The sequence below is a fragment of the Nostocoides sp. F2B08 genome, assembly GCF_009184895.1.
Classification (GTDB): domain Bacteria; phylum Actinomycetota; class Actinomycetes; order Actinomycetales; family Dermatophilaceae; genus F2B08.
In genome coordinates, this window is the sequence record NZ_WESE01000001.1 from 408,950 (window position 1) to 423,245 (window position 14,296).

At 70.5% G+C, this 14,296-nt stretch carries 13 protein-coding genes; 4 read left to right on the forward strand and 9 right to left on the reverse strand.

Annotated features, from left to right (window positions below; all coding sequences use genetic code 11):
• Positions 1–10: 10 nt before the first annotated feature.
• The 8 genes from ychF to GA707_RS01870 all read right to left on the reverse strand — a co-directional run bounded on the left by ychF (position 11) and on the right by GA707_RS01870 (position 8,761).
• The gene (ychF, locus tag GA707_RS01835; protein WP_152176700.1) at positions 11–1,096 is read right to left on the reverse strand and encodes a redox-regulated ATPase YchF; all 1,086 of its coding nucleotides are present in this window, start codon (positions 1,094–1,096) and stop codon (positions 11–13) included.
• A 43-nt stretch (positions 1,097–1,139) separates the two neighbouring features.
• The gene (locus GA707_RS01840; RefSeq protein WP_152176701.1) at positions 1,140–2,132 is read right to left on the reverse strand and encodes a serine hydrolase; all 993 of its coding nucleotides are present in this window, start codon (positions 2,130–2,132) and stop codon (positions 1,140–1,142) included.
• Entirely contained in the window at positions 2,129–2,683 is a 555-nt protein-coding gene (locus tag GA707_RS01845) for an NUDIX hydrolase (RefSeq protein WP_152176702.1), read from the reverse strand. The genes GA707_RS01840 and GA707_RS01845 overlap by 4 nt, the downstream gene beginning before the upstream one ends.
• A 169-nt stretch (positions 2,684–2,852) precedes the next feature.
• Positions 2,853–4,544 carry an amidohydrolase gene (locus tag GA707_RS01850; RefSeq protein WP_152176703.1) on the reverse strand — a complete coding sequence of 564 codons (1,692 nt, stop codon included), beginning with the start codon at positions 4,542–4,544 and terminating at the stop codon, positions 2,853–2,855.
• On the reverse strand, positions 4,544–5,398 hold the full coding sequence (locus GA707_RS01855) for an ABC transporter permease (protein WP_152176704.1): 855 nt from the start codon (positions 5,396–5,398) through the stop codon (positions 4,544–4,546). The genes GA707_RS01850 and GA707_RS01855 overlap by 1 nt, the downstream gene beginning before the upstream one ends.
• Positions 5,395–6,303 carry an ABC transporter permease gene (locus GA707_RS01860; RefSeq protein ID WP_370459986.1) on the reverse strand — a complete coding sequence of 303 codons (909 nt, stop codon included), beginning with the start codon at positions 6,301–6,303 and terminating at the stop codon, positions 5,395–5,397. Before GA707_RS01860 ends, GA707_RS01855 begins: the two co-directional genes overlap by 4 nt.
• Before the next feature lies 1 nt (position 6,304).
• A complete protein-coding gene (locus tag GA707_RS01865; RefSeq protein WP_152176706.1) occupies positions 6,305–7,516 on the reverse strand; it encodes a spermidine/putrescine ABC transporter substrate-binding protein in 1,212 nt (403 codons plus the stop codon).
• A gap of 39 nt (positions 7,517–7,555) precedes the next feature.
• Positions 7,556–8,761: an ABC transporter ATP-binding protein gene (locus GA707_RS01870; protein WP_370459971.1), complete on the reverse strand. Its 1,206-nt coding sequence runs from the start codon at positions 8,759–8,761 to the stop codon at positions 7,556–7,558.
• A gap of 200 nt (positions 8,762–8,961) precedes the next feature.
• On the opposite strand from GA707_RS01870, the gene rmuC reads away from it, so the two are divergent.
• Complete coding sequence (gene rmuC, locus GA707_RS01875; protein WP_226963464.1) at positions 8,962–10,209, forward strand: DNA recombination protein RmuC; 1,248 nt, start codon at positions 8,962–8,964, stop codon at positions 10,207–10,209.
• Between the two features lie 166 nt (positions 10,210–10,375).
• On the opposite strand, the gene GA707_RS01880 is transcribed toward rmuC, so the two are convergent.
• A complete protein-coding gene (locus GA707_RS01880) occupies positions 10,376–11,395 on the reverse strand; it encodes a 4-hydroxy-3-methylbut-2-enyl diphosphate reductase (protein ID WP_152176707.1) in 1,020 nt (339 codons plus the stop codon).
• 135 nt (positions 11,396–11,530) lie between these two features.
• Between GA707_RS01880 and GA707_RS01885 the strand changes: the two genes are divergently transcribed.
• From GA707_RS01885 to GA707_RS01895, 3 genes are all read left to right on the forward strand, one after another.
• Positions 11,531–12,742, forward strand: coding sequence for an AAA family ATPase (locus GA707_RS01885; RefSeq protein ID WP_152176708.1), 1,212 nt, complete (start codon positions 11,531–11,533; stop codon positions 12,740–12,742).
• On the forward strand, positions 12,739–13,983 hold the full coding sequence (gene xseA / locus GA707_RS01890) for an exodeoxyribonuclease VII large subunit (RefSeq protein ID WP_152176709.1): 1,245 nt from the start codon (positions 12,739–12,741) through the stop codon (positions 13,981–13,983). The genes GA707_RS01885 and xseA overlap by 4 nt, the downstream gene beginning before the upstream one ends.
• 62 nt (positions 13,984–14,045) lie before the next feature.
• Positions 14,046–14,267, forward strand: a complete 222-nt coding sequence (locus GA707_RS01895) for an exodeoxyribonuclease VII small subunit (RefSeq protein ID WP_152176710.1) — start codon at positions 14,046–14,048, stop codon at positions 14,265–14,267.
• Positions 14,268–14,296 lie beyond the last annotated feature (29 nt).

Consider the following 14,296-nt stretch of genomic DNA (forward strand, 5'->3'; position numbering starts at 1 on the left):
TAACGCGCGACTACACGTTGAAGCGGAATTCGACCACGTCGCCATCGGCCATGACGTAGTCCTTGCCCTCCATGCGCGCTTTTCCGGCGGCCTTGACCGCAGCCATCGAGCCGAGCTCGTCGAGGTCGTCGAACGAGACGACCTCGGCCTTGATGAAGCCCCGCTGGAAGTCGGTGTGGATCACGCCCGCAGCCTCGGGCGCGGTCCAGCCCCGGCGGATCGTCCAGGCCCGTGACTCCTTCGGCCCGGCCGTGAGGAAGGTCTGCAGGCCGAGGGTGTGGAAGCCCACCCGGGCGAGCTGGTCGAGACCGGACTCCTCGGCGCCGAAGGACTGGAGCAGCTCGAGCGCCTCGGCGTCGTCCATCTCCATCAGGTCCATCTCGAGCTTGGCGTTGAGGAAGACGCAGTCCGCGGGTGCGACGAGCTCACGGAGCCTCGCGTGCAGGTCGGCGTCGGCCAGCTGGTCCTCGTCGAGGTTGAAGACATAGATGAAGGGCTTGGTCGTGAGCAGCCCCAGGTCGCGAGCCAGACCGGTGTCGACCCCGCCGGCGGTGCCACCCGCATACAGCGTCTGTCCCGACTCGAGCACCTTCTGGGCGGCGAGCGCATTGTCGAGTAGGGGCTTGCTGTCCTTCTTGATCCGCGCCTCCTTCTCGAGGCGGGCCACCGCCTTCTCGAGCGTCTGGAGGTCAGCCAGGATGAGCTCGGTCTCGATGATCTCGATGTCGTCCTTCGGAGAGACCTGGCCGTCGACGTGGACGACGTCGGCGTCCTCGAACGCCCGGACCACCTGGCAGATCGCGTCGGCCTCGCGGATGTTCGCGAGGAACTTGTTGCCCAGGCCCTCCCCCTCCGAGGCGCCCTTGACGATGCCCGCGATGTCGACGAAGGAGACCGTGGCCGGCAGGATCCGCTCCGAGCCGAAGATCTCGGCCAGTCGCGCGAGCCGCGAGTCGGGAAGGGGCACCACCCCGACGTTCGGCTCGATCGTCGCGAAGGGGTAGTTCGCGGCGAGCACGGAGTTCTTGGTCAGGGCGTTGAACATCGTGGACTTGCCGACGTTGGGCAGTCCGACGATTCCGATAGTGAGGGCCACGAGGGCAAGAGTCTAATGCCCGCTCGGACGGGGTCCGCGCGTCTCAGCGCCGACCGACGTCCACGCCGACGGGGTCGGCCTCCGTCAGTAGGGTCAGGCCCACAGTGTCGGCGGACCGGTTCGTCGCCCGCACGAGGGCCACACCGCGGCCCGCGTCGCGGTCGATGCCGACGAGGCTGCGGAAACCCCCGGTCCCGCCGTTGTGCCAGGTGATCTCCCGGCCGTCCTTGGTCGTCGTCAACCAGGCAGCGCCGATCCGCACGCCGGGCCCCGCGAGCCGGGCCACCGGCTCGAGCGCGGAGATCCCGGGGGCGCTGCCGTCGAGCAGTGCGCCGAGCAGGCGCGCGAGATCGTCGGCGGTAGCCCGGATCCCTCCCGCGGGGGCGAGGGCCTCACCGGTCCAGGCGGCCACGGTCCTTCCCCGTCGGCTGGTGCCGGCCACCGAGTGGGGGCCGAGCCCATCCGGCGTCGACGGCACCCGAACGCCGGTCATGCTCAAGGGCTGGGCCAGACGCTCCCGGACGAGTCGCGCATACGGCAGGCCCACTGCCGAGGCCACCGCGTGCCCGAGGAGCATGAACCCCAGGTTCGAGTAGCGTGGACGCGCCCGTCCCGGACGCAGGTCGCGCACCCTGACCAGCAGCTCCGCGAGCGTCTCGCCGTAGGGGTTCTCCCCGTGCGTCATGAGGCGCAGCGTGCGCCGCCAGACATGCCCACCCGGCGCCAACCGTGGCAGGCCGGATCGGTGCGTCGCAAGCGACCCGAGACTGAGGTCGGCGATCGGGCCGTCCCCGACGTCGAGGTGCTCGCCGAGTCTCGTGTCGAGGGTGACCTCCCCGCGATCGATCGCGTCGTGCAGCAGCAGACCGGTCAGGCCCTTGCTCACGGAGCCGATCTCGACGTCGCTCTCGAGGGGGACCCCGCGGGCGGCGACGCGCGCACGACCGTCGGCGACCCTCGCCACAACGAAGGCGTCGCCACCGGTGAGCAGTGCTGAGGTTCGCTCGGCGAGGGCGCCGTCCCCGAGGAGGCTCACGCGGAGCCGTCGGTGAAGCGCACCCGCCGGCTGTCCTCGATGTATGCGGTGCCCGCCGGCTCCTCGGCCGTCACCGCGGCCAGGACCTCGCTGAGCATGGCGGCGGTATAGGGCGCGACGTGGTCGGCCAGCGCCCCGGGTGCGACCCAATGGGCGCCCCGGATCTCACGCCGCAGCAGGGTGGCGTGCTCGAGGATGCCCCCGTCGACGACGCCGAGGTCGAAGAGGCAGAGCAGCGCGTCGTCCCAGCCGCGGTAGGGGGGTAACCAGTTGACGGCGAGCAGTCCGTGCACCGCGACCTCGATCCCCAGCTCCTCGTCGATCTCGCGCACGACGCAGTGTGCGGGGCTCTCCCCGGGGTCGACGACGCCCCCCGGCAGATCCCAGTCCTTCTTGTAGGTGAGCTCGCACAGGAGCACCGACCCATCCGGCGAGCGGAGCACCCCCTGGGCGATGACGCGCTTCTTCGGCAGCCGCTCGTTGAGGATCCGGATCCCGGCGAGGCGCTGGGCCTCGGTGTCGAGAGTGATGCCCTCGGGGAGGTCGCTCATCGAAGCGGCCTCTCCGGCGCCGCGCTCACCCGTCGCATGATCTCGACGCTACACCGCTGTGAGGGAGGTGGCACCGGTCCGACTTCCCCACGCGAACTCATCCTTCACCACGCAAATCAACCGTGGTGAACGAACGGTTTCCCGGATGGGGAGAGAAAGGCGAGACTCCTCAGTCGGCGTCGGCGTCGGCGTCGTGGACGAGCCGGCCCCCGACGTACGTGCGCTGCACGCGGGTGAGGCCGATCTCGTCGGCGGGCCCCGCATACGGGTCGCGGTCGAGGACGACGAGGTCGGCGAGCGCGCCCGCGCGGATGACGCCGGTGTCGTCGAGGTGGTTCACCCAGGCCGACCCGGCGGTGTATGCGGTGAGCGCCGTCCCGAGGTCGATCGCCTGGTGCGGGAGGAACGGCTCGTAGGGATCATCGGGGGCACCGGGCTCCTCGTGACCGGGCGGGGTCGTCCGGTTGACGGCGACGTGGATGGCCGCCCAGGGGTCGGGCGTGGAGACCGACCAGTCGCTGCCCGCCGCGAGTACCGCACCCGAACGGTGCAGGTCGCCGAAGGGGTACTGCCACGAGGACCGGGGCTCGCCGAGGAACGGCAGGGTCAGCTCGACCATCTGCGGCTCGAGCGTGGCCCACAGCATCTGCAGGTTGGCCGCCACACCCAGGTCACGGAAGCGCGGAACATCCTCCGGGTGGATGACCTGGAGGTGGGCGATGTGGTGGCGCAGGTCGTTCGGCCCGTGCGCCGCCCGCGCCGCCGCGACGGCGTCCAGACACTCGCGGACGGCCCGGTCGCCGATCGCGTGGAAGTGGACCTGGAAGCCGTCGTCGTCGAGCGCGGTGACCGCCTCGCTGAGCAGCCCGGGCTCGACGAACGAGATGCCCGAGTTGTCGGTGGGGTGCCCATGGCCGTCGCAGTACGGCTCGAGCATGGCGGCCGTGTAGTTCTCGGCCACACCGTCCTGCATGATCTTCACCGAGGTGGCGCGGAACCGCCCGTGCGTGAACGCCTCCCGCCGTTCCCGCAGCGCCTCGAGCTGCTCGAGCCCGGCACCGCGGTCCCACCACAGCGCCCCGACGACACGTCCGGTGAGCGACCCGTCGCGGGCCGCGTCGAGATAGGCGTGCGCCGGGTCGCCCGCGTCGCCGTAGGCTCCGACGATCGCGTCCTGCCAGGCCGTCACGCCGAGGGAGTGCAGGTACCGCTGCCCGAGCAGCAGCGCCTCGCGCATCTCCCGCGCCGAGGTCTTCGGCAGAAGCCGGTTCACGAGCGACATCGCGCCCTCGTGGAGGGTCCCGGTCGGCTGACCCGAGGCATCGCGCTCGATCCGGCCGTCGGCCGGGTCGGGAGTGTGGCGCTCGATGCCCGCGAGACGCAGGGCTACCGTGTTGACCCACGCCCCGTGCCCGTCGCGGTTGGCCAGGAAGACGGGCCGGTCGGCGACGACCGCGTCCAGCGCCGCCGCAGTCGGGGTCCCGCCGGGGAAGGCGGCCATCGCCCAGCCCCCGCCGAGGATCCACGGTGCATCCGGGTGAGCCTGCGCATACACACCGATGCGGTCGAGGTATGCGTCGGCCGTGACGTCGTCGGCCAGGTTGCACCGCATGAGGTCGAGACCGCCCCACACGGGGTGGACGTGCGCATCCTGGAAGCCCGGGACGAGCAGGCGGCCGGAGAGGTCGACCACCTCGGTGCGTGGCCCCGTCAGGTCCGTCACCCACGGGTCGCCCTGGTGACCGACGGCGACGATCCGGTCGCCGCGCACGGCCACGGCGCTCGCCCGCTCACGCGTGGCTGAGGCCGTGAACACGGGGCCGCCCCGCAGGATGAGATCGGCGGAGGCTTCTGCGGTCATCAGTTTCCTGTCATCGTGCGGGCGATCTGGGTGTCGCTGTCCCCCGCGCGGCGCAGGACCAGCCAGACGAGGACGAGCGAGAGCAGCGTGAGCAGGAGCATGATCGTCGAGACGGCGGCGATCTCGGGGCGCAGTCCGCTGCGCAGCGCGCTGAGGACGTAGACCGGCCAGGGCGTCGTCCCCGACACCTGGACGAACGCGGAGATGATCGTGTTGTCGAGGCTGAGCGTGAACGCGAGCAGGCCGCCGGCGAGGACGGCCGGCATCGCGAGCGGCAGCGTGATCCGCCGGAACGTCGTCCACGGTGAGGCGTACAGGTCCGCCGAGGCCTCCTCGAGCTGCGCGTCGAGGCCGACGAGCCTCGCTCGCACGATGTAGGCGACCACCGCAGTCGAGAACAGCGAGTGCCCGACGACGAGGCGGACGACGCCGTTGTCGAAGATGCCGAGCCCGACGTCCTGGCCGAGGAAGACCAGCCACGGCAGCAGTGCGACGGCGTCCACGATCTCCGGCGTCACCGAGACGAGGAGCAGCAGGAGGACGAACCAGAACACCCATCGGCCGGGGCGCCGGGCCATGGCCACGCCGGCCAGGGTCCCGAGGGCGGTGGCGAGCACGGCCGCGATCGCGCCGGTCTGGATCGAGACGATGACCGCCGAGCGGATCTGCGGACGCTCGACGATGGCCCGGAACGGGGTGAAGCCGAACTCGGTGAAGGCAACCAGCAGCCGGCCCTCGTTGAAGGAGTACAGGATGATCACGACGATCGGCAGGAACAGGAACGCGAAGACCAGGACGCCCCACGCATACAGCAGGTAGTCCGTGAGCGTCCGGTGCTCCCCCGACCCGCTCACGTCCGGGCCTCCGCGGGCGGGAGGTCCGCGAGCCGCAGCCGCCGGTGCCGGGCGAACGGCCAGGAGACGAGGTATGCCATGGCCGCCCCCACGAGAACGGTCACCGCGATCACGAGGATGAGCAGGACGGCCATGGCCGACCCCAGCGCCCAGTTCTGCGCGGCCTGGAACTGGCTGGCCACGAGCTGGCCGACCATGTTGCCGCGGGCTCCGCCGAGGACCGTGGCCGTGATGTAGTCCCCCATGAGCGGGATGAAGACGAGTAGGACCCCGGCGATGATGCCCGGACGGGCCATCGGGAGCGTCACCTGGGTGAACGTGCGCCACCGGTCGGCGCCCAGGTCCTTGCTCGCCTCACGCAGCGCCGGACCCACCCGGTCGAAGGCGACGAAGAGCGGCAGGATCATCAGCGGCAGATAGTTGTAGACCACGCCGAGCAGGACTGCGGGTCTGGTGTAGAGGATCGCGAGGGGGCCGTCCCGCAGACCGACGGACTGGAGCAGCCCGGACAGCCAGCCCTCCGGGGCGAGGATGACCTGCCAGCCGATGGTGCGCACGAGGAAGTTCGTCCAGAAGGGGACGATGACGAGCGCGAGCAGGAAGACGCGCCGGTTCGGCGAGACCTTGACCGCCATCCAGTAGGCCATCGGGATCGCGATGAGGAGGCAGATCAGGGTGCCGAGAATCCCCACCCGCAGGGTGTTGATGAACGTGGTGAAGAAGGTCGGGGAGAGCGCCTCCCGGTACCGGTCCAGCGACAGCACATCCGTGGCATGCGTGCCGAAGAGCCCCGGTTTGTAGCCGAAGCTGAAGTAGACGACCGTCGCGACGGGCAGGACGAAGAACGTGACCAGCCACGCCCACGCCGGGATCGCGAGGAGGAACCTGGGTCTGGGCACGGGCAGCTCAGGCGCCTGCGGCGGCCTTGGTCCTGTTCCAGATGTCGACGATCCGCTGCTGGGCCGAGTTGACCTCGCCCTCCTGCATGGTCGCGACCTGCTCGTCGGTGAAGAAGACCAAGTCGAGCATCTCGAGCCCGGCCTCCTGGGCACGAGCCTCGACGTCCGCCGCGCCGGTGTGGTAGCCGATGTAGTCGACCTGGTCGATGACCTGGTCGGGGTGCAGGACGAAGTCGATGAAGGCGTGGGCCGCCTCGATGTTCGGCGCGCCCTTGGCGATACACCAGTTGTCCATCCACAGCTCGGTCGCGGGCGCGCCGAGCACCCAGGTCCAGCGCTCGGGCTCCGGGCTCTCCATGATGCCGATCCGGGCGTCGCCGTTCCACGACTGCATGAGCACGTGGGTGCCCTGCGGGATCGCCGAGCCGCCCGGGTAGGAGTCGAAGGCGGCGATATGCGGCGCCATGTCGTTGACGAGGAAGTCCTCGGCCGCCTGCAGGTCGGCCTCGTCCTCGGTCGTCCAGTCGATCCCGTTGGCCCAGAAGTAGATCCCGGTGAGCTCGGCCGGGTCGTCGAGCAGGGACGTTCGGCCGCTGGCCTCGTTCTGGGCGGCGTCGATGAAGTCGTTCCACGTGGTCAGCTCGCGGGTGATGACAGTGTTGTCGTAGACGAACCCGGTCGTGCCCCACGCCTTGCAGATCGACCACTGGTTCTCCGGGTCCCAGGCCCGGCCGAGGAAGTTCTCGTCCATGTGCTCGAGGTTGGGGATCAGGTCCTTGTTGAGCGGCTCGAGCAGGTCGTTCTCGATCATCTGCGGGATGAACTGGCCGGTCGGGACGACGATGTCGTAGCCACTGGTCCCGCGGGCTGCGACGAGCTTGGCGATGAGCTCCTCGTTGGAGTTGAACGAGTCGAGCGAGATGGTCGGTCCCAGCTCGGAGGTGAAGCGCTCGAGCACGTCGGGGCTGTCGTAGTCACCCCACGTGTAGATCGACACCGAGTCCTCGAGGTCACCGCCGGTGGCTCGCGGGGTCGCCGTCCCGGTGCCGGTGGCGGTCGACCCCGACTCCTCACCTCCGCAGGCGCTGAGCACGGTGGCGCCGCCGAGTGTCGCGGCAACGGTGAGGAACCCACGGCGGGTCAGCTCGGATCTGATTCTCGGAGCCGCACTGGAGTGCGCGAGCACGCGGACGGGGCGAGGGCGGGAGGCACGAGACATGGGATCTCCTTGATGGTGGCAGGTTCAGGACGGCGGAGTTCAGGACGGCACTGGGTCGGTGGTGGCCGTCCCGGCGGGGGCCCGGTCGGGGGCGAACAGGTGGACGCTGTCGGAGGACCACGAAGCGGTGACGGTCGTTCCGGTTCGAACGCTGGGTGCCGCCGGCGTGGGAATGCGACTGACCAGACTCGTCGTGCCGATCGACGCCGGAACCTCGACGACGAACTGCATCGTCTCCCCGAGGTGCGCGACCCCCGCGAGCCGTCCGGAGACCGAGTTCTCCGTGGGGCCACCCTCGGCGGTCGCGGGGCCGAGAGAGACGTACTCGGGACGGATCGCCGCTCGTACCCGTCCCGGACGCACCTGCTCGGTCTCGGTCCGGCGGGTGCTGCGCAGTCGGACCGGGCCCGCGTGGACCAGGCCGTCGGCTCCGAGCGTGCCCTCGATGAAGTTCTGTTGCCCGACGAAGCCGGCGACGAACGCGGAGGCGGGTCGCGCATACACCTCGTCGGCCGTGTCGAGCTGCTCGATCCGGCCGGCCCGCATGATCGCGATCCGGTCCCCCATCGAGAGCGCCTCGTGCTGGTCGTGGGTGACGAACACGAACGTCGTCCCGAGGCGGGACTGGAGGAGCTTGAGCTCGATCTGCATCTCCTCGCGCAGCTGCCGGTCCAGCGCGCCGAGCGGCTCATCGAGGAGCAGGACGGACGGCTTGTTGACCAGCGCGCGGGCGAGCGCCACGCGCTGCTGCTGCCCGCCCGACATCTGTGCCGGCTTCCGGTCGGCGAACGAGCGCATCTGCACCATGTCAAGCGCCTCGGCGACGCGTTCGCGGATCTCGGCGCGCGGCGTCCGTTGCTGGTGCAGGCCGTAGGCGACGTTCTCGGCGACGTTCATGTGGGGGAACAGCGAGTAGTTCTGGAAGACGGTGTTGACGTGGCGCCGGTGCGGGGGAACTCCCCGAACGCCCTCACCGCTGATCCGGATCTCACCCTCGTCGGGGTGCTCGAAGCCCGCGATCATCCGCAGGGTGGTCGTCTTGCCGCACCCCGACGGGCCGAGGAGGGCGATGAACTCCCCGGGCTCGATGGCCAGGTCCAGCCGGTCCACCGCGACAGCGTGGCCGAAGCGCTTGGTGACGCCGATCAGCTCCACCGCGCCGGCGCGACCGCGCTCGCCCGAGCTGCCTCGGGGTCCGGCACCGGTCGGCACGGTCGGTGCGGGGTCCTGCGGCGCGTCGGTCACATCACTCTCCGGGTTCGGGGCCGTGAGTCACGGTACTTGCGGAATCTGCGCAGGTGGTGGATTTCGAGTAACAGATTCGTTGCCCTCCTCGATCGCGGCACGTGAATGCGTCGCCTGCGTCACGTGCAGCCGTGGATCCGCGATCGACGCGCCGGTCGGGGTCGGGGGCGATGTCGGAGCAGTCTGTCAGGCTCGTCGCCATGACACCGGTCGAGACATCGTGGACGACGACCGCGCCCCTCGTTGTGGTCGGAGCGCTGCTGGTGGGCTGCCTGCTCGGCGGTGCCATGACCTGGTGGACGATGCGACTGCGCGCCGAGCGCGACCTCGCCGCCGCGGAGACCGAGCGTGACCTGCTGCGCGACCGCGTGGGCGACCTGGAGCACGCGCTCGACGCCGACGACCGCACTGCGGCCCTGCTCGCGCCGCTCGGCGAGACCGTGGCGCGCGTGGAGCGGCAGGTCGGAGCGCTGGAGCGAGACCGCGTGTCGCAGTACGCCGACCTCGCTGCGACGATTCGCGGAGTGCAGACGACGACCGGCGAGCTGGGGCGGGCGACCCATTCACTCGCCGGGTCGCTGCACTCGGCCAACGTGCGTGGGGCGTGGGGCGAGGTGCAGCTCCGCCGGGTTCTCGAGCATGCCGGGATGCTCGAGCGGGTCGACTTCGACACTCAGGTGCGCGCGGTCGGCTCTAACGGGCGCGGAGTCCGCCCGGATGCCGTCGTCCGGCTGCCGGGAGACAAGATTCTCGTCGTCGACGCGAAGGCCCCGATGCGGGCGTTCCTCCAGGCCCAGGGTGATGAGGTCGCAGCCGAGGACCGCACCCGCCTGCACGCGGAGCACGCCGCTGCGCTCACCGGACATGTGCAGGCCCTGTGCGCGAAGGAGTACTGGTCGGCCTTCGAGACGACGCCCGAGATGGTGGTCTGTTTCGTGCCGACGGAGGCGATGCTGTCCGCGGCGCTGGCCGCCGACCCGTCCTTGCACGAGACCGCCATGCGCAGTCGGGTCGTCCTCGTCGGGCCGGGGTCGCTGTTCGCGCTGCTGCGGACCGTGGCGTTCACGTGGCAGCAGGACGCTCTGAGCGCCAACGCGCGTGAGCTGCTCACCCTCGGCCGCGAGCTGCACACCCGGCTCGCCACCCTCGGCGGTCACGTCGGCGCGATGGGCGCGTCCTTGTCGCGGAGCATCGAGAGCTACAACCGGCTCGTCGGGGCTCTCGAGGCGCGGGTCCTGGTGACGGCGCGTCGCTTCCATGACCTGGAACTCGTGGAAGACCGGATCGAGGCTCCTGTGCCGATCGAGACCGGCCCGCGACCGCTCACGGCTCTCGAGCTCCTCGACGAGGTCAGCGCGCCGGACCGCCGGCCGGAGCTGCTCGTCGACGGGACCGTGAGCGACCGGCCCGACTCCGACGACGCGGATCGCGGTCTCGCGAGCGGCTGACCCGCTTGGGGCCATGAGCGGCATGCTAACCCGGCGCCATCCCGCGCCTCCGGCACAACCCCGACAGCCCACCACATCAGCAGGATGCCAACCCGGCGCCATCCCGCGCCTCCGGCACACCCCCGGCAGCCCGCCACATCAGCAGCATGCCGAACGCGCGCGGTGATCAGCGCAGTGAGCTTGCGAAGCTCGCGTCGTGGGTCATCTTGTCCGACATGCCGGCGGCCTTGAGATCGCGACGGATCTCGGTCGGCAACGAGAAGGTCAGCGTCTCCTCTGCGGCGATGACCGGCCGGACGTCCGCATAGCCGCGCTCGCCCAGGTAGTCCAGCACGCCCCGGACGAGGATCTCCGGCACGGAGGCGCCACTGGTCACTCCGACGGTGGTGACCCCGTCGAGCCACGACTCGTCGATCTCGTCCGCGAAGTCGACGAGGTGCCCGGCGCGCGAACCGTGCTCGAGCGCCACCTCGACGAGGCGGACGGAGTTCGACGAGTTGCGGGATCCGACCACGATCATCAGGTCGCACTCGGCCGCCATCTGCTTGACCGCGAGCTGACGGTTCTGGGTCGCATAGCAGATGTCGTCGCTCGGCGGATCCTGCAGCGAGGGGAACTTCTCGCGCAGGCGTCGCACGGTCTCCATGGTCTCGTCCACCGACAGCGTCGTCTGCGAGAGCCACACGACCTTGTCCGGGTCGCGGACCGTCACGTTCTCGACGTCATCCGGCCCGTCGACGAGGGTGATGTGGTCTGGCGCCTCCCCGGAGGTTCCCACGACCTCCTCGTGCCCCTCGTGACCGATGAGCAGGATGTCGTAGTCGTCGTCGGCGAACCGGATCGCCTCTCGGTGAACCTTGGTGACGAGCGGGCAGGTCGCGTCGATCGTGCGCAGGCTCAGCTGCCGGGCCTCCTCGTGCACCACCGGGGCGACACCGTGAGCGGAGAAGATCACCGTCGCACCCTCGGGAACCTCGTCGGTCTCCTCGACGAAGATCGCGCCGCGGCGCTCCAAGGTCTGGACGACGTGCTTGTTGTGCACGATCTGCTTGCGCACATAGACGGGGGCGCCATAGAGATCGAGGGCTTTCTCGACGGTGACGACGGCCCGGTCCACCCCGGCGCAGTATCCACGCGGGGCGGCCAGGAGCACTTGCTTGGTCGGCTGGTCAGGCGTGGCAGACATACGCTCCATCGTACGTGGCCGCACGGTGGCCCCCGCCCGGCCACCGGCGGCGCCCCTTTCCCGGTGAGCAGGGTGGATGAACCACGTCACATCGGCCGCGACGGGCTGTCAGCGCCCATGCCTAGAGTGGCTCGGGTGATCAGCACGCTGGCCGTCTCGGGATACCGGTCGCTGCGTGAGGTCGTGGTCGGTCTCGGCCGCCTCACCGTGGTGACCGGCCCCAACGGCAGCGGAAAGTCGAGCCTCTACCGCTCACTCCGACTGCTCGGCGACTGCGCCCAAGGCCACGTCGTGGGGTCACTCGCGCGCGAGGGCGGTCTGCAGTCGGCGCTGTGGGCCGGGCCGGAAACCCTCAGTGGGGCCCGCCGCGGACACGATGTCGAGGGCACGAGACGTCGAGGGCCGGTCAGCCTCCTGCTCGGCTTCTCCACCCAGCCCGGCCACGAGTCGAGCGGCTCGGATCCGGCGGCGGGCTTCGGCTACCTCGTCGATCTCGGTCTGCCGGTTCCGCAGGAGTCGTCGGCCTTCAACCGCGACCCACAGGTCAAGCGCGAGCTCATCTGGAGTGGACCGACCGCCCGGCCCGGCGCCATCCTCGTCCAGCGTCGCGGCGGCACGGTGGCCACGCGCGACGGACGTGGCTGGAGCGACCTCGTGACGGGCCTCTCCTCGGCCGCCAGTCTGATGACCGAGGTGGCGGACCCGCACCGCGCACCAGAGGTCCTCTCGGTCCGCGACCGGATCCGCTCCTGGCGCTTCTACGACGGCTTCCGCACCGACGTCGACGCCCCCGTCCGCAGGCCGCAGGTCGGGACCCGCACCGACGTCCTGGCCGGCGACGGAGGTGACCTCGCCGCGGCGATCCAGACGATCCAGGAGATCGGCGACGGCGCGGCCCTGCACGACAGCGTGGCGGACGCCTTCGACGGCGCTCGCGTCGCGGTGCTCTGGGACGGCGGGCTGTGCGAGGTCGCCCTCCATCAGCGCGGGATGCTCCGACCGCTGCGGTCCGGAGAGCTCTCCGACGGCACGATCCGCTACCTCGCGCTGATCGCCGCACTGCACACCCCCCGCCCACCGACGCTCATGGTCCTCAACGAGCCGGAGACGAGCCTGCATCCAAACCTCGTGCCGGCGCTCGCGCGGCTCATCACCCGGGCGGCCCGCGACACACAGGTCGTCGTCGTGACACACTCGGCTCCTCTCGTGGAGGCGCTCGACGACGCCGGCCGGGATACGCTCCGGGACGACATCCGCTCGGTCTCCCTCGTCAAGGATCTCGGCGAGACCCGCATCGAAGGGCAGGGACTGTTGACGACCCCGCAGTGGCATTGGGGCTCCCGGTGACGCCTTCCCTGCCCGAGCGCGCAGCGGACACGACGGCCGACCAGCCCTGGCCCCTGCGGCTGCTGTCGATGAAGGTAGGCGACTACATCGACAAGATGTCGGTCGTCTGGGTCGAGGGCCAGGTCGTCCAGCTGAACCGCAGACCGGGTTCGTCGATGGCGTTCCTGACCCTGCGCGACGCCGATGTCGACATGTCCTTCTCGGTCGCCATCCGGGTCACCGCCCTCGACGCCATGCCTCCACTGCAGCAGGGCGCTCGGGTCGTCACCCAGGTCAAGCCGGTCTTCTGGGCCCAGCGGGGGAGCCTCACCCTCGATGCCCGCCAGATCCGACCGGTCGGGGTCGGTGAGCTCCTCGCCCGCATCGAGTACCTCAAGACGACTCTCGCCTCCGAAGGGCTCTTCGACGCCTCCCGCAAGCGCACCCTGCCCTTCCTGCCCAGGACAGTGGGCCTGATCTGCGGCCGGGGCAGCGCCGCGGAGCGTGACGTCGTCGAGAACGCCCGTCGCCGATGGCCGGCCGTCCGCTTCGACATCCGCACGGTCGCCGTGCAGGGCGCCAACGCCGTGCCCGAGGTGGTGACGGCCCTGCAGGCCTTGGACGGCACGGAGGAGGTGGACGTCATCGTCATCGCCCGTGGCGGCGGCTCGGTCGAGGACCTTCTCCCGTTCAGCAACGAGGCCCTGCTGCGCGCGGTCTCCGCAGCACGCACCCCCGTCGTGAGCGCGATCGGCCACGACGTGGACACCCCTCTGCTCGACCACGTGGCCGACCTCCGGGCGAGCACCCCGACCGACGCGGCGAAGGCCGTGGTTCCGGACGTCCGGCTGGAGGTCGCAACGATCACGGCATCCCGTGGTCGGATGCAGGCCGCGCTCGGAGGACGGCTGCGCCACGAACGCGCCGGACTCGCGGCCATCAGGTCACGGCCCGTGCTCACCGCGCCCGGCGCATACCTCAGTCTACAGCGGGACGAGCTGACCGCCGGCTGGGCGAGGGCGCGCTCGAGTCTGACCCGCCGCCTCGAGCGGGAACGCGACCGGATCGAGCACCTGCGCCGCACCGCGCGGGTCCTCTCGCCCGAGTCGACGATCGAGCGCGGGTATGCGCTGGTCACCACCGCGGACGGCGAGGTCGTCACCTCCCCCGACCAGGTCGGGGGAGGCGACCTGCTCCGGGTGCGGGTCGCGGCCGGGGACTTCGCCGCAACGGTCGCGGACGCCGACGACACACGCCGGTGACCAGACGATGACGCACACGCAGGCGCAGACGATGACCCACACGCAGACGAAGGAGAGCCGACATGAACAGCCCTGACGGGTCCGAAGACCGCCCGGTCGAGGAGCTCAGCTACGAGGAGGCCAAGGATGAGCTCGTGACGATCGTCGCCACGCTCGAGAGCGGGTCGGCGTCCCTCGAGGAGTCCATGCGCCTGTGGGAGCGCGGGGAGGCGCTTGCCGGGCACTGCACGAAGTGGTTGGACGAGGCCCAGGCCGCCGTGGAGCGCGGCGCCGACGAGAGCTGACAGCGGCTGGGCGAGACGCGACCTCAGCC

Bases quoted from the DNA above. Each gene is read 5' to 3' on its own strand.
- GA707_RS01895 (WP_152176710.1), top strand. From the start codon at position 14,046: ATGAACAGCCCTGACGGGTCCGAAGACCGCCCGGTCGAGGAGCTCAGC.
- rmuC (WP_226963464.1), top strand. From the start codon at position 8,962: ATGACACCGGTCGAGACATCGTGGACGACGACCGCGCCCCTCGTTGTG.
- GA707_RS01850 (WP_152176703.1), bottom strand. From the start codon at position 4,544: ATGACCGCAGAAGCCTCCGCCGATCTCATCCTGCGGGGCGGCCCCGTG.
- GA707_RS01845 (WP_152176702.1), bottom strand. From the start codon at position 2,683: ATGAGCGACCTCCCCGAGGGCATCACTCTCGACACCGAGGCCCAGCGC.
- GA707_RS01880 (WP_152176707.1), bottom strand. From the start codon at position 11,395: ATGTCTGCCACGCCTGACCAGCCGACCAAGCAAGTGCTCCTGGCCGCC.
- GA707_RS01865 (WP_152176706.1), bottom strand. From the start codon at position 7,516: ATGTCTCGTGCCTCCCGCCCTCGCCCCGTCCGCGTGCTCGCGCACTCC.